Here is a 19,367-nt window from a genome sequence, read left to right on the forward strand (position 1 = left end):
TGATTAATAATAAATTTTTAGGTATATTTCACATAAAAAATTGATTTTCTTATGAAATATATACTTACTGTTATAGCGTTGTTTTGGTATGGATTTACCTCAGCACAAGCTGTTAATTTAAAGGATTTTCCAGGCGGAAGTGCAGATGCGCAGTTCGCAGCCGCCCTAAGCCAAATCAAAAATAAATATTCTGCCCGAAAGCAGCATGCCACCTTGAAAATCCCGGCTGGTACATACAGCATTACTAAGCCTATCAATCTCAATAAATACATAAGCCTGGAAGGCGAAGCACCAGGAACTACGGTAATTCAGGTAAAATCAACTCAGCATGAAGCGATTGTTTTGGAAGATAATAAAAGCGAAACTGACATTTACAATCATTACAATTCAATCCGTAATCTGACAATCTACGGCCCGGATTACGGCAAAAACCCATTTGAGTGGAAAAATCTTACGCTTAACAATCCACGAAGTGTGGGTATTAAGATTCTAGGACTTCGAAACCGGATTGACAACTGTACGATCGATGGATTTCTGTGGGCGGGAATAGAGGTTTCTTCAAGTTATTATAACTTCATCACCAATAGCTTCATTAAAAACAACCGTGTGGGCATACAGATTGGTAAAACTTCTACAAGCACTTATGTAAATAACAGTGAAATACGCAACAATTCCTCAGGTATCATTATCGAAGGTAATTCATATGCGAATTTCATCAATAATAATATGATTGAGAACAACATCACCCATATGCTGCCGCCGGCCCGGAATGAGGATGATGCCTCTGCTTACAAGATCGGCGACGGTATCGTAATAAATGGCGCGACAAATAATTTCATTCATAACAATTATTTCGAGCAACACTTCAACAATGTTGTATTGAATAATGCTGAGGGGAATGAAGTGACCGGAAATTTCTTCGCGGTAAACAACCTGCAGAACAGGAAGCAGAATATTATAAATATTTCGGGGAATTCTGCGAATAACCGCATTACCGGCAATAAAACCATGGGTGCCGCGGAGAGTATTGATACGCTGCGGATAGTACTGGAAGGATCAAAGGATAATTCAACTAACCTGATAGATTTTGGTGTAGAAAAGAATAAGATTCTGAAAAAATCAGTTACTTCCCAAAAATTGAGTACCAGCCCAATTATTCCTTAATGTGCAGGCGCATATCTCTGTACCAACCCCTGGAGATAATCTGCGGGAGAAATGTCTTTAAAATACGAAATCACTTCGTCAGAAAACTCGATATCATATCTGTCGCCCTCCTCTTTTGAAGTAAAATTGGCCTTTTTCCCATAAAACTGCTCTAAAGCGTTCACAATTTCAAACAGCGAAAACTGATACGGATACGAGACACTGATCAGCGCTTTGCTATTCTGTGAGTTGACTTCATCAAAAAAAGAGGCGATATGCGCAGCGTCTATCAGGATTCTGCCTGCTTTGGAATGTAAAGTAAAATGCAGGTCATTTCGGATACAGTTTGAAAGAAAATTAAACAGCGTGTTCGGATTTCCCCCATGCCCTACCACATTTCCGATACGGAGAATGATAGAACGTTCCGCGTGCCCGTCAATAAGTTTTTCCATGGCGAGCTTATGCAAAACGTAGGGACTTTCCTGTTTCGACGGATCACAGATGCTGCAGGTGGAGAAGTAAATAATTTTTTTATCCGAGTACGAATTCAGCGAATTTATAAGTAGCGATTTCTCCCGCTCAAACTCCGCAGCACGCACCTCAAGAGAGTTTGACACACCCGAGGCGAAGATCAATAAATCATCTTCGTCGTACTGTGCGAATATGCTGGCTATTAAACCCCTTCCTATAATCATATTTAAAGTTCGCGGATATTTTTCTGCTTCTTAGTCCGGGTATTGCTCTACGTTTTCACCTAAAATTTCCTTGCGGATAATGGGTAATTTAAGGAAAAGCTGTTTCATACCTTCTACATCCTCACGCTGGGTATTGTGAGAATGATAATCTTCGATGAAAGCTGTTTCATTTTCTCCCTCAGAGAAATATTTTGCATAATTGAGATCACGGTTATCGGCAGGTATCCTGTAGAAATCTCCCATGTCTTCGGCTTTCTGCATCTCTTCTCTGGTGCAAAGCGTTTCATACAATTTTTCTCCGTGCCGCGTGCCTATGATTTTTATCTGATTGTTTGCCTTAAACATTTCAAGAAGTGCTTTCGCAAGATCACCAATTCGGCCGGCCGGCGCTTTATTGACGAACAAATCTCCGGGATTTCCATGTTCAAATGCAAATAGAACCAAGTTTACCGCTTCTTCGAGGGACATCAGGAACCGGGTCATACCGGGATCTGTGATGGTGATCGGCTGCCCACTTTTTATCTGCTTGATGAACAGAGGAATAACGGAACCCCTGGAACCCATTACATTTCCATAGCGGGTAAGACAAACCACCGTTTCACCTGCGCTGCGCGATGCAGCTACAGCCACCTTTTCCATCATCGCTTTGGAAATACCCATAGCATTTATAGGATAAGCCGCTTTATCGGTACTTAGACAGATCACTTTCTTCACCTTATTCCGTACCGCAGCTTCTATCACGTTCTGTGTTCCTTCTACATTTGTCTTTACGGCCTGCATCGGGAAAAATTCACAGCTTGGAACCTGTTTTAGCGCTGCCGCATGAAAAATATAATCAACATTTCGGGTCGCTGGCTCCACACTGCTAAAATCCCGCACATCACCAATATAGAATTTCAGTTTGTCACTGTTGAACTGGTTTCGCATATCATCCTGCTTTTTTTCGTCTCTCGAAAAGATCCGGATTTCCCTGAAATGATCTGTATCTATAAATTTTCTTAGGACAGCGGTCCCAAATGAGCCGGTACCGCCGGTAATAAGCAGCGTTTTATCTTTGATCTCCATATTTTATATTTAAAAATAGGTTAAAAGTTTCTCAATATATCTTTCAGCGGTAAATTTTTCTTTGTAATCGCGAATCGCAGCTTCAGAATGCTGCTGATACTTTTGAGGGTTATCCATGAACATTTCCACTGCATCTGCAATTTCTATGGGCGATTGGGGATTAACAAATGCACCATTCTGTTCATTTACCATCATCGGAATTACACGATATCTGGTAGTGATTGGGACGCATCCGTAAGCAAGAGCTTCCAGAACCGACGCAGGTTGCCCCTCATTTATATAGTAGCTCGGAAGCAGAAAAAAATTTGCTTTAATAAAGGCTTCAGCTTTGTCTGATCCGTAAAGACCGTTAGCATGATATGTTAAAAGTCCGGATTTTCGGTATTTTTCCGTCCTGTCTAAAAAGGCTTTTTTAGCGTCTTCAGGCGTTTGGTATGTTTTATCTTCGGTTGCGCCGTAAAATTTACCGGAAAAAGCAATTTTTACATTGCGTTTTCTTTCGTCAACCAAAATCTCAAAGGCTTTAAGTACATCCCAAAACCCCTTGGATTCAATCATATTGCTTATATAAAACATTTCGACCGGTTCTTTAGCTGAAATCTGTTTCGGTAAAATGCTAGAAGAATCTATCTTTTCAGGCAATCCATTCGGAACTATAGCCACCTTGTCTTCATATCCGGGAAGAAATGAAAACTGCTCTTTCGTAAAATCGCCTTCTACAATAACTCTGGCTGTCTTTAACAATGTTTTGTTTATAAGTTTTTGCCGCGCGGGGGTTTGTTCGGAGTAATACTGCTCATAGTTAGCTCCAAACTGGTGTGCAATTATCTTGCGACCAGCACGTGATGCGAGATTAATAAGAACAAAATCCCGCATGAAGCCTACGCTGGTCTGCGAGGTGTTAATATAAACCGGTGCTTTCGGATGAAGTGCAAGCGCTTTCACAAACTTTGCTACCACCGTGATGTTATCGAGCACTTTTACCAAACTTGCTTTGCCCGACACGCGGGTTTGGTTTGAATTTTTAGAAATTGAAAGTCCGAAATCTACAATAACAGGCTTTATACGGTGTTGTGGTAAATGATCAACAAACAGCTGAAACATCATCGACTGGCCGTTTACCCATTTGTTATTTTGGGTAGTGGTACCAACTGCTATAATTTTATTCATCATTTGCTAACCTGTTTGCTTGGTCCTTCAAAGTCTTCGATCATCTGCCGTTCCTGCACAAATTTATGACTTCTGACCTTATCTCCGAGAAGGCTTGCAACAAGCGATTTTATTTTCACCTCATTTTTCATCATATTATAATATTTGTGTGTGTTTATTTTATATTTTTCACGGTAGTAGATCAGCGACTCCATTTCACGGTGAAAGCTTGTTCCCTGCCATGAAACGCGGTCTTCCACTAAATGTAAATAAGATTTTCCGCTGTTAAATCTGATTTTATAGCCCCCATTTTGCAGCCGGTTTGCGATATCTGGTTCTTCAAAATACATGAAGATATTCTCATCAAACATCCCCACTTCTTTGAATTTTGACTTATCTACAAAAAAGAATGCACCTGAAAGGTAGCAGTATTTCGGAAAAAATAGGTCTAATCTGTTCAGGATTTTCGTGGTAAAACCATATATGGAATTACGGTATTCGGGTTTGATATAAAAAGAATAGTTCATTCCGCCCAATTGTTTAAAACCTAACAGTCCCAGTTTATTATCTTGGAAATGTTTTAACACATCTTTCAGCAAAGGTTCACGAAAACAGACATCGGGATTCATAATGCAAATGAGATCTCCCCGCGAAGCCTCAATCCCGACATTATTACCTTGTCCGTAACCAAGATTTTTAGTGTTTCTGATGTATTTAAGGCTGACTATCCCCGCAAGCGGATGATTCTCTGTGATTGTGCGGGTTTCAGCAGCTTCCGGTTCGGGACTATTATCAACCACGATCACTTCGAGACTTTCTTTATCAATATCTAAAAACTGACAAATAGAATCAAAAGCACCCGGAAGGTCCCGCTGTGACTTGTAAGTTACAATGATGAATGAAATAGTGCGGTGCGACATCAGAATGATAAAGATTTAATGTATTTAACCGATTTTAAAGCCCTGATTAATTCCTGTTCGTAGAAAGACTCTCCCAAGATACTGTGTGGTAGGACATACATCATATACCCTACAAAAAGATGTACAAGACCGGCAACGAAGAAATGAACAAACTTGCGGCGCGGCGCCTCATCTCGGATCATATACAGAAAATAAATCATCCAAACGATAAGGAACGGAAAAACATACCGGTGTCCCAGCACCTGCACGAAAAAAGATGCAGGAATAAACACAATAGTGAAAAACGAAAACTTGCTTAAAAGAAGGTATTTCTTATCTTCTGCAAAGTCCGGATTTTTCCTGCGGTATTTGATATCAAGAAAATATAGATAAAAAATATACATAAAATACGGCAAGGAGTTGAATACGCCTCCCAAAACGGAGCTGGTCATTTCTTTGTCGAAGTAATCACCAAAATGTTCAATTTGCTGCACAATACCCATCTGGAAAAGCACCATTACCAAAAGAAATGCAACGCCGGAACTGAGCAGCGCAACACGGAAAAACTTTTTGCCGGGAACCAGATAATACATCAACAGAAAGCCATACAGTAAAGTAATTGCGGAATGTGACAATATTGCCAGTGCCCCGAATACAATGCCCCAAACCAGTTTGCGGTTACCCACGATGTAATGTATTGACAACAGGAAGAAAGGAAAGCCGAGATAGTAGCGAATCTGGTTTACATAAGGCACATAATACAGAACAAAGAAAACCAGAAATACGTAAAAGATATTCTTGGTATATCGTGAAATAAAAAAATAAAAACTTAAAGTGTAAATCACCAGATGTAACTGATAGAAGGCATGATAATCATATCCGAAAGAATTCATCACACGGCTCAGGAATATAAACATAGGATCGATCTTTTCCCAATCGTTATCATAAAACCATTCGAAAAAGATCTTATCCGCCGTATCACGCACACCCAGTACAAAGAAGAATACGGTCGCCAGAAGAATCGTATTGAAGATATAGGCTACCCACTTATTCCGCGACAATTCAATGAACTGTCCGATAAAGAAATGCAGAAAGAAAATAAGTATCAGGTAAGCCAACGTAGTTATTTTTTAATCATTGAAATAAGTTGATGAAAAACGCTTCTGTAAAACATCAGATAAAACAGTCCGTATGCGATAACGGAGATTATTATGCCTGAAAAAAGCTTGGATAAAAAACCTAACTCAAGCATTAAACCTGCACTTCGAACACCTAAAAAGAGCAAAACTGCAAATACCGCGAACGGTAAGATTACACGAAGTTGAGCCAAAATATCTTTGCGCAAGACCGTTTGTACAAAATAAGAGGTAATGAGGAACTGTATGAGCTGCTGCACCAGCAACCCGTATCCTACTGCGATGATTCCGTGCTTTAAGGTCAACACTAAAATAGCTACACCGATAATCTTGGTCAGGATTTCAATTTTCAAAAACAAACCGGTTTTATTCTTGATCTGAAACATCATCATATTATTGACGATCAGCGGATAAAAACTATAGGCCAGGCACAGCAAAATGAAAAGTGGTGCCATCTTGATCCATGTTTCGGAGAAAAGCAGCAATACCAAAGGTTCTGCTACAGTTGCCATGATGAAAAAGAATGGAAAAAAGATGATACAGCAAATTGTAGTGTAGAGCTGATTAAGTTCAAAAATTTTCTGGTCATCATTCTGATGCGTTGCAAAAAACGGAAATAATACACGTTGCGCAATTGTCGTCATCACATTTGATGGCATTTGGGTGAACTGAGTACTTTTCGAATATAAACCAAGATTTCCCGTACCGAGGACACGTCCGATAAAAAGCGGATACGCATTGAAATAAAAGGCCTGAATCACGGCGGACAGCATTATTTTGGAGCCAAACGAAAACAATTTCTTCAAAGCTTCAAAAGAAAACACATTTTGGGGTAACCAACGATAGCCCACCCAAAAGAACAAGGCGTTCAGCAGAGCCATCGAGAGATTCTGCCAGACGAGTGCCCAGACGCCCCAGCCGCGGTAAGCCAGCACAATCCCTAAACATCCGGATACTGCAACAGCCAGAACCGATAGTTTTGCCTGAAGCTTAAAATCCATCGCAATACTCAGTTTTGCCTTATGTACCAGGATGGAAGCATTAAAAATTATACTTAAGGAGACAATACGCAGGATAAGTGCGAGGTCTGCAATGCCAAAAACGGCTTCGATATAAGGTGCGGTAACAAAGATGACGAGGTAAAGAAATGCTGCTATCCCAATATTAATATAGAATACCGTGGAAAAATCGGTTTCTGTACGATCCTGTTTATGGATCAGTGCATTGGAAAAACCGCCTTCCGACAGTGTGATTGCGAGTGAAATGAACACCAGCACGATTCCTATGACACCGTAATCTTTTGGTAACAGAAGCCTCGCCAGCACCAGTTCCATAATAAGCTGGAGCACAACAAAACCCCCTTTGTCGAGTCCGCTCCAGAAAAAACCTTTCAGTAAAACTTTATTATTGTAAACCATGCGACCAACTGGGATCTGTGATGTGCGGGAGCCGTACGCCGGTTAAAACTTATCTTTCAGTCTCTGCCAGAAAGTTCTCTGCTCGTTGCTATAGCCGTATCCGTACTTGTTGCCATACCCGAAATGTTCTTTCGATACGTCATTCACTACAAATGCAGCATTCTTGATCTTAGACGAAGTGATCTGCTTGTTGGCAAATTCAATCAGTGCTTTCTCAGTATATCCGGATCTGGTAACATATACGGTGGCATCAGCCATATCAGCCGACAGCAGCGTATCTGTCACTAGCATCAGCGGTGCGGTATCTACAATTATAAAATCGTACACCTGCTGCAACTGTGAAATTAAAAGCTGATAACGCCCGTTTGAAAGTAACTCAGCAGGATTCGGCGGTATACTTCCTGAGTAAATAATATCGAGATGTTGATTGAACGGCGAAGTATGTACAATGTCCGCCGTAGTTTCATGCTCATTGTATAAAAACTCCGTAAGACCGTCAGAGCCTTTTTTGCTCGTATCGTAGCGCTGAAGCTGCGGGTTTCTGATGTCTGCACCGATCACGATAACTTTATGCTTAGGTGAAGCCAGTGTAAGTGCCAAATTGACTGAGATGAATGTCTTACCCTCACCTTTTATCGTTGATGAAACGAAAATCACTTTTCCATTACCCGTTTTTGGCAGCATAAAGTTCAAATTGGTCAGCAAAATACGGAATGCCTCAGCCATTGGCGAAAGGTCGTTCACTTTCACGATGTCGCTTCCGCCACGTTCCACACTCGGAACTTCTCCGATGACAGGCGCCGTGGTAAGTTTTTCAAGATCGTGTTTTGAATGGATTTTGGTATTAAACAGTTCGCGCAGATAAATAAAGGCGAAAGGTATTGCCAAACCAAATACCAGGGCCGCCAGCATCACAAACATTTTCTTTGGTGAAACCGGTTTGTCTGAAGCATAAGCATAATCTACAATTCTTGCCTTCGGCGCCGTAATAGCCAGATTGATAGCGGTTTCTTCACGCTTTTCGAGCAATAGAAGATAAAGGTTTTCCTTTAGTTGTTGCTGGCGCTCTATGCTGCGGAACATTTTTTCCTGTGCCGGTACTTTCGAAATTTTAGAAGTAATGCGGTTTTCTTCACCCTGCACGTCTGAAAGTGCAATCTGCAGTGCTACCCTGTGTTTCGATAAGTTATCAAGTACAGAGCTGCGCAAATTATTTATTTGTTTCGTAAGGTCAGCAACCACGGGGTTTTGTGGTGTTGCAGATTCCTGCAGGGTGTTTCGCTCAAGTACGAGTTGATTATAGGCGTTGATACTCGCGGCAGCAGCCGGATTCGTCAGTCCAATGCCCTGTGGCAACGTCTGGTTTGCCCCTGCTTTCTGCATATAGGCCAATAAATCATTTGTCAGGCTGAGCTGTGTCGCAGTTTCCAGCGATTGCTGGCGCAGCTGTGCAGATTTTCCAAGATTGATCTGCGTTTCTATCGGGATATCAGTTATGTTATTGGCCCTTTTGAAATTCTCTTTCTGAGATTCTACTTCGCCCAGCTCATCGGCTATCAGAGAGATACGCTCATCAATAAAGTCCTTTGTCTTTCGTGATTCGGAGTTCTTGTCTTCCATCGCATCATTATTGTATGACACTACAAGACCGTTAATGATATTTTTACCTTTCTCCCGATTTTCGCTTTTCATGGCCAGCGTAATGATCGTCCCGTCTTTGTCGGCCAGGTCAACTTCAAGTGCTTTCTGCAACTCAGTTACTTTTTGGTCACGTGTTGTATATGAAAATGATAGGTCGCCAAGATCCTTCGTTTTCTGAAGGTTAACTTTTGGGTTTTTACGGATAATAATATTGGCGTAAGGAAGGCTGATCGTTTTATTATAAGTGGTGCTTATGTTCGCAGGGAAATCTTCAGAAGAAAGTTCTATTTTATCGCCTGAAATTTTAAGATGTACTTCATCTTTAATAGGGTCTTCATATTCCTTTTCATTCACGACCTGTATAATGATTGGCGCGGTTTCACCATACAGCTCAGTTTTTCGGAAGTTTTTTTCAGATTTAAGCGTAGTTTGGATGCCGAGTGCTTCGACAACATCCGTCATCAGTTTTTTCGACTTGAATACCTCCAGCTCATTTTCGATACTGCTGGTACCCATGTTTCCAAAACCCGAAATATCAGAAAGCATCCCAAGGCTTCCGGGTGATTTTTTGGCATCTTTAATTAAAACAGACGAGTTGATTTTATAACTTGGTGCGGTGATCTTCAGGTAAAAAAATGCAAGGCACAAAACAGCTAACACAGAAAGTGCAAACCACCACCACCGGCGTACATAGGGTTTAACCAATTCATTTATATCCACATCTCCTGAAGTCGAAACTTCAGTATTTACGTTCTGACTCATTAATCGCCGGTTAAAAAATTAGTTCTTAAAAATAGTGATAAAAATACCTGCTAAACCGATTACAGTGCCTGCAATAGCGAGGTATAAATTAGTGTTGGGGTCCTGACGCGAAAGCTTTTCCTTGGTCTGGTTCGGCGATACATAAATCACGTCGCCCTGCTTTAAATTATAATACGGGGAGTTCACAAAACCCGCATCAAGAAGATTGATATACTCCTTAGAAAGTTTACCGTCGTTATTTCGTACTACCAATATGTTATCGCGTTTTCCGTAAACAGTAAGGTCTCCTGCTAAACCCAGCGCATTCAGCAGCGTGGTTTCAGCATCTGATATTTTAAACTGACCCGGGCGGTTTACTTCACCCAGAACCGTTACACGGAAATTCGTCAGACGCACTGTCACCGTGGGGTCTTTTACATACGTTTTTATGTGTGTAGTAATATCTTCCCTGAAAGCTTCGAGCGTCTTTCCACCTGCTGCAATTTTTCCGATTACGGGGAAATCAATATCGCCTTCAGAATTAACAAGATATTCCTTTTCAGAATTATTGGTAGCTACCGAAGTGGGTGTTTGGATATTATAATAGTTTTGATTGAAAGGCCGAACTGCCTCCATGTTTTTGGCGGAAACAAATATCGAGAGTTCATCGCCTTTCTGAATAGTCACCGGATTATTGTTGGCCGCAGCTTCTGCGATTGCCTCTGCATTCTGCATATATTTCAGCTCGTTTGGCTTTTCAGCCGTCTTACATGAGCTAAGCGTGAATATTGCGGATATGAAAAGAATAAACAGATTTTTATTCATTATAGACATTTAAAAATTTGAATTTTACAAATATACGATTCTACTTTACTTATCCAAGACCTCGTAAATTGAATTGTTGCTCTTGAATTCAGGCACGATGCTTTTCAGCAATTGCACTACCTCCACCTTCTCCCGGCGCAGCGCTGCACGGATTATCTGGTTTGTAAGGCTCTCAATTTCGTCAAAGAGCATGTCGGGATCCTTGGAAATCAGGATTTTTTCGTGGTGTGTCGGCAAGGTGGTCGCGTCATCGCTCAGAAGTTCTTCATAAAGCTTTTCGCCAGGTCTCAGGCCTGTGTAGATTATCTTGATATCAATGTGAGGCTCATAGCCCGAAAGCTTGATCATGCGGGTGGCAAGATCGAGAATTTTCACCGGTTCGCCCATATCGAAAACAAATATTTCACCTCCATGACCCATGGTTCCAGCCTGCAGCACAAGATCGCACGCCTCCGGAATCGTCATGAAATAGCGCACAATATCGGGGTGCGTGATGGTAATAGGACCACCTGCTTCTATTTGCTTTTTGAAATGTGGAATAACGGAACCGTTTGACCCCAAAACATTTCCAAAACGCGTGGTGATAAACTTTGTCTCGTTAGCCGGGGTGTTTTGCAGCGCCTGCACAAAGAGTTCTGCCGCACGTTTTGAGGCGCCCATCACGTTTGTTGGTTTAACGGCCTTATCGGTAGAAACCATTACAAAATGGTTTGCTTTGTACTGGCAAGCGAGCGTTGCGAGATTTTTAGTCCCGAGAATATTGACAAGTATGGCTTCGTGCGGATTTTCTTCGATCAGTGGCACGTGCTTGTAGGCCGCGGCGTGATAGACCATCGAAAAATTATACTTCTGGAAAAGTGGCTCAATTCTGTGACGGTTCGAAATATCAGCGAGCACAAATTTAAACTGTATCAACGGGAATTTGCTGCGCATCTCGATCTCGATTTCATACAACGGAGTTTCGGCCTGATCAAGCACAACAATCAGTTTTGGTTCCAGCGCAGCGACCTGACGTACAATTTCACTGCCGATAGAGCCGGCTCCACCCGTGATCAAAACCGCTTTGTCGAAATGACGGGTCCTTAGTTCATCGTTCTCAATGCGTATCGGCTTGCGGTTCAGCAAATCCTCGATCTGCAGTGACCGTATCGATCCTTCCATGTCACTGGTGCGCAATTTCTGTACAGAGGGCGCCTTCAGAACCTGCAGGTCTTTTTCCAGGAAAAGATTCACCCAAGAGTTCATCTCCTCCTTGCTCATCATTTCCTTGATGAGCAGCACGCCGTCAATCAGCAAATCATCCTTGCTGTTTCTTTCCAATTTGTCACGGTTTAAAATAGGTCGCCCAAGAAGTTTTGCGCTGTGGTAATCGTGCCGCTGTGTGATAAAGCCGGCTACGTAATAGGGCAACGAGGGATTGTCCAGAATCGCGCGTGCCACTGCTACTGACTGTTCATCGATCCCTACGACCAGAATGCGCTTTCTGAGCGTGCTGCGGCGAACTTCTCGTACCAGGTGAAAAAATTCTTTTACGAATAATCTCAGCAAAAACAGCAGCATGAACGATGTCGCAAAAAATATGGCCAAAAACGGTACCGACATGTAGATCATCCGTTCGCCGGTGAGAAAATAGTAGGTAAAACTGATGAACCCAACCGCCACCGTCGTGCAGAAAGTAGCGAGGAAAAGTTTAAAAAGGTCAATAAAAGTTGAATGTCTGATAATCCCCGAATACGTACGGAAAATATACATGAAAAACACGCTGATGCCCATGATCAGAGCGTATACGTATAAACGGTTATTAAAAACCCTGGTTGAATTGAAGCTCAGTCTCTCAATAAGATAACAGGAGAAAAAAATGGCGCATGAAATGAAAAAAAGGTCGATTGCGAGAATTACCCAACGCGGCAGATAGCGCACATCCGAGATATTCATAAAGTTGTCTCCGCTGTATATTTTTTTCTTCAGATTCTTGCGAAAACTCATGTGTGTTTGGAATATTATTTTTGAGAAAGAAAAGCAGGCGACCAGCGCGACCAATCGCTTACTGCAAATTTACACATTATCGAGCCGCTAATTTAACTTTTTCCGGCAAATATGGAAATATTTAGGCCAAGTTTTCCGAAAGCTTTGTAATATACCTAAGCTAGTAGATAATGCTGATAGTAATCCATTAAAAATATTAGATATCGCACAGAATACAGAAAACTAGTTACCCTGTTGTGTCGTGTGAGAATTCAAAAGTTGATTTAAACGTAAGTGAAGTTTTAAAAACTGCCCGTTTGGCTAAATGAGCTCAAATGCGACTGTCACACAAATTATATTTTCAGATCAATCAAAGTGTTACTCCACGTTTGCGGACTTTCCAGGCAATAAGCCCGATGCCGGCGATGACAAGCAAAGGGAGGTAATCGTCAATTGGTGTAGGATCAGCTGGATCACCGGGACTACTCGCCGCAACGTCAGGCAGTGCCTCTTCTGGTTTCGCGTCCTCCATTACGTCAGAATTATACTCCTCCTGTTCAAACCGGTTTGTACTCTGCTGGGCAGGTACTAGGATCGCGAAAAATATAAAGTACAGGTAAATAAACCTCATCATTATTATTGTTTGTGCAAAGATATTAATATTGTAAAGTTTACGGCAATTTTTATTTAATGACTTTCTTAACGGTAATTTTACTTTTCTGGTCAATCTTAAGAATGTAGGTGCCGTTTACTATCGCAGAAAAATCGAGGCGCTCAACAGTGCTGTTGGGTTCCACACGGCGAACCATTCGCCCAGCGGCATCAAAAATCTCAACTGAGGAGACAGGATCTCTCTGCGCCTTTACTACAAAATCCTGTCCGTCACGGTACACCACGACATCTTCTTTCACCGCTGCATCGGTAGCCAGCACGCCACCAGGCTTGTAAACGATCTCGAACCTTCCCGTACTCTCCCCCCCCTGCGCCATAAAGGTGTAGGCGCCCTCGCTTAGGTTGGTGATGGCGCCGGTCTGGTTGTCTTTGAGGTAAATGGGCTGGCTGGTGGCAAAAATACCTTCTTTTCTGCCGAGCGCAATTTTATTAATTCCCGCTGTGTAATTTCGAGTTCCAATATCTAAAATATCATCAATGTTAAATTTATTCCGACCATTAATCACTACCTTCTCTGTTCCCGCGTAGGTGAATAATGCATCAGAGGTGCCGGTTTCCTTACTGTCATCTTTTGAAAATTCATTATTACCACTATCAAAATATACGATTGCATTGCTAATGACCATATCTGATGGTGTCGTTAGCTGCAACCAGTACCTGTCATCTGTAATAACGGTCTGCTTTCTTCCGTAAAAATTAGAATCTGTCTGATCTTTGGTTCGCTGTGTATTTTTAAAATTCAGAACCCCGGCACCTATCGCTCTCACCATGAATCCCTGACCTACTTTTACAATATGGTTCGGAATTTTAGAGCCAGCCGGACTCGCGGGATTATCCGGATCTACGTCCTTATTGCCAGGCGCCGGATTACCCACTCCGTACGTACCCGTAGCGGCATTAAAAATTGCATAGGCTGCCCCTTTATATTCAGAACCCTGCTGAACGGTAATTGCATTGGCAAGATTATCCCAGAACTCAAAGTTTTCGCTTATCTGGCCTGGAGAATCATCGTATAGTTTTTTAATATCAATATTTGACGGATAGGGATTACCAATCAGGTTATAGCCTGTAGTAGGAGTACCAGAATTCGCCAGCGTGTAGGTAAAGTCCCCATTCATTGGAACCCCTGTGAAATGAGCATAAATCTTTCCGCCGGGTGGAACTACCGAGGCTGAAGGCTCTTTCACAGCGAGACCCCGACCTCTAATATAAGCACCTGAGGACGCATAGAATTTATTATTCACTTCATTATGGTAAAGCGTGAACTGAGACGAACTTAAAACACCGGTCGTCTTGTTTTCGTAGATGTTTGTTTTAAGGTTTGAATCAACCAAAGGTGAAATAAGGTAGTTGTACTGGTTGTTGTCTTTGATGGTGATTTCCCGATGTGCTGTAATTTCTCCGGAATTGGCTGCGGTTGTATTTAGCTGCAGTAGATTAGCATCGGAAGATAATATCAGCGCCCGCTTGTCACCAAGGTTTTTAACAAAATCCTGCACCGTAAGGTTCCCTTCGATATCGAGAGAACCGCCGGGCTGTATGGTAAGATTTTTGGCGTGGGCCTCAGTACTGACAGAAATTACCGGCTTAACAGTACTGCTCGGAATATTTACGCAGTGGTCTGCAGTGGGAACGGTGTTTCCTTCCCAATTGGATGCCGTATTCCAGTTTGTGGTGGTTCCGCTCCAGTCGGTATCACCTTTTGTCACTACTACGGTTTGTGTGGATGGACAGCCGGCTGCGGTTTTGGCAGAGACGGTGTATGTGGTTGTAGAAGCAGGAGATGCATAAAGCGTCGTTGCTTGAGTGCCATTATACGCAACCGTTTTCGCTGCATCTCTCCACAAACCGGTTGTAGGTGACCATGTAACAGTAGTTGGCAAAGGATTGGTACCGGTAATATTGATGTTGTCAACTGCCCAATACCAATCATTAAATGCGTGATATCTAAACCGAACCTGCACATAAGGTAAGCCTTTGTAAGCATTCAAATTAATGGTTTCCAATGCAAAGTTATTCCTTGCTCCCACCAAGGTAGTATAGTGTCTGAGTTGTTTCCAGTTCACACCATCGGTTGTAATTTCAACATATGCATCACTACTGGTAAACTGTCTAAAATAATGATAAAAGGTAAATGTGATATTTGTACTCGCAGAGTTATAATCTAAGAAACTCAACGGTGGCGAAATAAGGCTGGTTTCCATTTCATCATTGAAATATCCTGAGAGATTACTATCCACCATCACAAAAGAACTGTTATCATTGCTGTGAAATACTTCATTACCGCCCCAATCTGTATCGCCATCATTGTATATATGCCATTGTGCGGCATCTGTATCGGTACCTGTTATAGTTGTGCTGGTAATCCATGGATTTGTTATCGGATCAAAAGTTTCATTTAAGATTGTTTCCGGGATAATACCACCACTTACCACACTGATCTGGCTCGCTTCATTCGAACAAGTGATGGCGTTCACCGGATCCATAACTATCAACGTAGGTGCAGGTGTGACTGCGACGGTAACATAAGTGTATTTTCTACATCCGGTTGGACTGGTTGCCACAACCCAATACGTTGTTGACTGAGTTACCGTTTGATTTTTTGTAGCACCCGTACCTAAGTCCGTTTGATAGGTTTGCGTCGTTTCATCCCAACCCAGATACCAATGGTAAGAATAACTTGGATCGCTGCTGTTGGCAGTAAGGGTTATAGCTTCATTTGCGCAGACCAAAGTTTTACTTGCAGAAACGGTTACAGGTGTACACGTCGTACATGTTCCTGCAACAAAGAAAACCATATCATATCCGTTAGTATTTTGCGCCCACGTTACACCATTGTTAGGACTAAATTGAGCAACTGCTCCCGTTGTTCCGGTAGAAGTTGCGCGCCAATAAATATTTGCATTATCACCACTGTTTGTCATTGTCACCTCTAACCAGTAAGTTCCGGCGGGATAAGTAAATACTGTTGGTAAAGTAAAATTAAGGTGATAAACATTTAAAGTACTGAAAAAAGTGGTATATTGGTTCGAAGCCGTGGGTGCCGCATTATTCCACACCGTGTCTAAAACCGCACCCGGCGAGCCATTGTTATTCGCTCTGACTCTGATGGTTACATTTGTTATTGCAGTTGATGATAAAGCTTCTAAGGAAATATGGCTTAAACTAAAAGTTTCTCCTGCAGGTACGATGAAATCATCGGCGATTCGTTGAGTAGCTGAGGTTCGTACACCTAAACCGTTTTCCACCGTTCCTCTGATTTGCCCATCGCCCTGGAAACAAGCTTGAGACGGATTCGTATTGAAATAGCCGCCGGGAGCCCAAACGCTTTTCGAAGAAGTACTGCAATTTGATCTTACCCAAAAGTGATAAGCAGTGTTAGGACTAAGAGGCGGAGTTGGTGTCACTGTTGTTACACCTGCTCCAACAGATCCGCTTGGTGTTGTTGATGCAATTGGGGCAACTCCTGTCGTATTATAATAATAATCATATCCATTTTCCGGTACAGAACTTGGCGCGTTCCATGTAAATCGTGCTGTAGTCGAAGTGATGGTATCTACGTTTAAATTTGTCGGAGCGGAACATGAAGAAGGTGTATAGTCAATTAATAGACTAGGACAAGTCGTATATGCGTATCCGTCAAAGCCAACGTATGAGGTAGTATTCCAGGTTCCCGTAGGATAAACGCCAACTGCCACAAAACCATTTGCAATAGCGTTTTGAACATATGCGATACCTGTTGCATTGAAGCTGTTACTTTTGAGACCATTAGTTCCGAGATTACCCACAGATGTAGACAGGGGAGTGGTCATAGTAGCATAAATACCAAAAGTTGTAAGCGGATCACCAGAATTTCTGAACTGCCACGTCGAAGCGGCGTTAATTGTACCAGTTTGCCCGAATCGATTTATATATCCAATAACTGAATTTACGGTCGCTCCGATAGGGATTGTACTTAAGTTGAATCTTGCGAAGCCCGCAATGTTATTGTTAAAATTATTGACTTTTCCAACAAACAAGTCACCTGAATTTTCAGTACCATTAAAACGCGTTTCCCCGGTATGCCACGGAGTATTGTCTGGCTCTACAATAACCGTTGGGTCAATGCTAACGGGAAACTGTCGTTCATTATTTAGTATCCAAGTTGCTTTTACTTTTGTTTTTATTGTTAAAATACCGCTATTCAGGAAGGTTTCAAAAATCGTGTTTTCTTCTTCGTTAGTTTTTGTCATATCCAAAGAAACGGGATTACTATAAAGGTAAACCACCTTTCCGCTTGCATCTGCAATTGTAATTCCTCGTGCTGTAATGCTGTGTGTCCAACCATTTGGTAAAACCAAATCCTCTGAAAATACTAAAAAGCTTGCATTCAAAGGAACATTCCCCAACGCTTCTTTGTGTGGAATAATATAATTCAGTTTTCTCTTCCCGGTTTCAATTAAAAATTCAGCGGAGATATCGCCGTACATATTGTTGTAATACGCTCCATTACCTTTTACAGAAATTTGGGAGTTTGCACTGTAAACAGTTCCCACTTCTTTGCCGTTCACCTCCCAATACATTTTGGTATTCAGAAATTCTTTCACGGCACCTTCTTTTGTCTTAGACAATATTCCCTGGTGGGCTGAACTGCCAAAATAGGATTCCATTAAATTGGTCGTATTCGCATAAGAATATTCACCGGAAGTTGTTTTAGTAATTTTAGTATCGATGTCTTCCCATTTCCCCGCCTTTTTATAGTGTAGAGGCGTCACTCCGATAAGTGCGGTATAACTGCCGTCTGCGTTTTTGAAATGTTTAGAAGAGGCATCCCGTCTAGGTAAGTCCTCCACTTGCCCTTTCATTAATGCTATTGGGGAAGGTTGGTTACTGAGCGTATCTTTAAACAGGTCAGTTTTTATCCGAGGGGTGTCTGGAATGTCGATAGCTGTAATTCGTGCTGTAATATTCCGTCCGCTGTCGATACTTTTCAATCTACTTCTATTAGCAACGGTATGAATGTTTTCTGAAAAGGATTTAGCACTTAAAATAGTTGCAGTTTCGGCTGTCTTTTTTTGTATTCCGGCCGGTATCTTACCTTTATAAGTGGCAAGATTTTTTCTTAGTTCTGCGGATCTGCCATTCTGTGGTGAGGATTTACTGAAGCGTTTCTCATCAATTTTATTTGGTGCCTGTCTGAGACCTGCGACGCTAGTAGTTGTTTGCGATAAAAGTAATGGGGCGCCCAGAAAAATGCACAACAGCAAAGCTATCTGCACGAGCAGGAAATAAAATTTTTTCATCATTGTGTGTTTGTGTTTCGCGCTCCGAAAGATGCCCCTAAGTGCGCACTCAAATATAGCGATGCAAAAGAGGTTAAAAGATGTTAAATCACCTATTATCGTATTAATGTTCTAATTGGTTTCCGCTACTTATAAATAATTAGCGATAGTTTTCGTGCTCGCTTTGCACTGAAAATTGAGGAAAGAGGAAGAGACTTATTTGCCTACAGATATATAAAGTTGTAAGAGCGGAAGCCCATTCGCCAGCCTGGAACTCTGGTGAATAAATAAAACAACTGTACGCAAGGACGCTCAGTGAACCCCTGCCAGAGGGAAACTTCAAATTAAATTCTGTAAGACCCAAGCCAGTTTTCTTTCCCGTCGAAATACGGTTAAACTTAAGGACGTAAAAAGGGATATCTAAAATCAGGGCAACTAACCAAAAGATGGAAGAGCTACAACCAAAATCTTATCGCTGTAAATACAGTTGTATAGTTAAGACAGTGCTGTTAGTATAGCACAATCAGGATTTATATATTAATCTGTATAGTTATTCCATGGACAGGTCAAACTCAGGGCATACTCGACCCAGCTCTAATATAGGTCCAATATAAGTCCAATAAAAGTCTAATAAATTAATGGACTTTCAATACTGTTACAATGGCTTAATGATGGATTTAAGCCGAACCTGTCTGGATGTAGGAATAAAAGAGTTTCCTGAGAAAATAATTAAGGCGAAAATGTATAAATACTAAGT

At 41.7% G+C, this 19,367-nt stretch carries 12 protein-coding genes; 1 reads left to right on the top strand and 11 read right to left on the bottom strand.

What is annotated here, in order from left to right:
* Window positions 1-51: 51 nt before the first annotated feature.
* Window positions 52-1,164: a glycosyl hydrolase family 28-related protein gene (locus H9628_RS09745; protein WP_251833960.1), complete on the top strand. Its 1,113-nt coding sequence runs from the start codon at window positions 52-54 to the stop codon at window positions 1,162-1,164.
* Here the strand turns inward: H9628_RS09745 and H9628_RS09750 are convergent.
* From H9628_RS09750 to H9628_RS09800, 11 genes are all read right to left on the bottom strand, one after another.
* The gene (locus H9628_RS09750) at window positions 1,161-1,838 is read right to left on the bottom strand and encodes a Rossmann-fold NAD(P)-binding domain-containing protein (protein WP_251833961.1); all 678 of its coding nucleotides are present in this window, start codon (window positions 1,836-1,838) and stop codon (window positions 1,161-1,163) included. The genes H9628_RS09745 and H9628_RS09750 overlap by 4 nt on opposite strands.
* A gap of 30 nt (window positions 1,839-1,868) precedes the next feature.
* Entirely contained in the window at window positions 1,869-2,903 is a 1,035-nt protein-coding gene (locus H9628_RS09755) for a polysaccharide biosynthesis protein (RefSeq protein ID WP_251833962.1), read from the bottom strand.
* A 9-nt stretch (window positions 2,904-2,912) separates the two neighbouring features.
* Window positions 2,913-4,076: a glycosyltransferase family 4 protein gene (locus tag H9628_RS09760; protein WP_251833963.1), complete on the bottom strand. Its 1,164-nt coding sequence runs from the start codon at window positions 4,074-4,076 to the stop codon at window positions 2,913-2,915.
* Window positions 4,073-4,972, bottom strand: a complete 900-nt coding sequence (locus H9628_RS09765) for a glycosyltransferase (RefSeq protein WP_251833964.1) — start codon at window positions 4,970-4,972, stop codon at window positions 4,073-4,075. The genes H9628_RS09760 and H9628_RS09765 overlap by 4 nt, the downstream gene beginning before the upstream one ends.
* Window positions 4,972-6,069 (bottom strand): EpsG family protein, encoded by a 1,098-nt coding sequence (locus tag H9628_RS09770; protein WP_251833965.1) that lies wholly within the window; start codon window positions 6,067-6,069, stop codon window positions 4,972-4,974. Before H9628_RS09770 ends, H9628_RS09765 begins: the two co-directional genes overlap by 1 nt.
* A 5-nt stretch (window positions 6,070-6,074) precedes the next feature.
* Window positions 6,075-7,505 (bottom strand): lipopolysaccharide biosynthesis protein, encoded by a 1,431-nt coding sequence (locus tag H9628_RS09775; RefSeq protein ID WP_251833966.1) that lies wholly within the window; start codon window positions 7,503-7,505, stop codon window positions 6,075-6,077.
* Window positions 7,506-7,547: 42 nt separating this feature from the next.
* Entirely contained in the window at window positions 7,548-9,908 is a 2,361-nt protein-coding gene (locus tag H9628_RS09780; RefSeq protein ID WP_251833967.1) for a GumC family protein, read from the bottom strand.
* An 18-nt stretch (window positions 9,909-9,926) separates the two neighbouring features.
* Window positions 9,927-10,712 carry a polysaccharide biosynthesis/export family protein gene (locus H9628_RS09785; RefSeq protein WP_251833968.1) on the bottom strand — a complete coding sequence of 262 codons (786 nt, stop codon included), beginning with the start codon at window positions 10,710-10,712 and terminating at the stop codon, window positions 9,927-9,929.
* A 45-nt stretch (window positions 10,713-10,757) separates the two neighbouring features.
* Window positions 10,758-12,698 carry a polysaccharide biosynthesis protein gene (locus H9628_RS09790; RefSeq protein ID WP_251833969.1) on the bottom strand — a complete coding sequence of 647 codons (1,941 nt, stop codon included), beginning with the start codon at window positions 12,696-12,698 and terminating at the stop codon, window positions 10,758-10,760.
* A gap of 349 nt (window positions 12,699-13,047) precedes the next feature.
* Window positions 13,048-13,311: a hypothetical protein gene (locus tag H9628_RS09795; RefSeq protein ID WP_251833970.1), complete on the bottom strand. Its 264-nt coding sequence runs from the start codon at window positions 13,309-13,311 to the stop codon at window positions 13,048-13,050.
* Between the two features lie 49 nt (window positions 13,312-13,360).
* The gene (locus H9628_RS09800; RefSeq protein WP_251833971.1) at window positions 13,361-18,634 is read right to left on the bottom strand and encodes a T9SS type A sorting domain-containing protein; all 5,274 of its coding nucleotides are present in this window, start codon (window positions 18,632-18,634) and stop codon (window positions 13,361-13,363) included.
* Window positions 18,635-19,367 lie beyond the last annotated feature (733 nt).

The organism is Kaistella pullorum (assembly GCF_014837035.1).
Taxonomy (GTDB): domain Bacteria; phylum Bacteroidota; class Bacteroidia; order Flavobacteriales; family Weeksellaceae; genus Kaistella; species Kaistella rhinocerotis.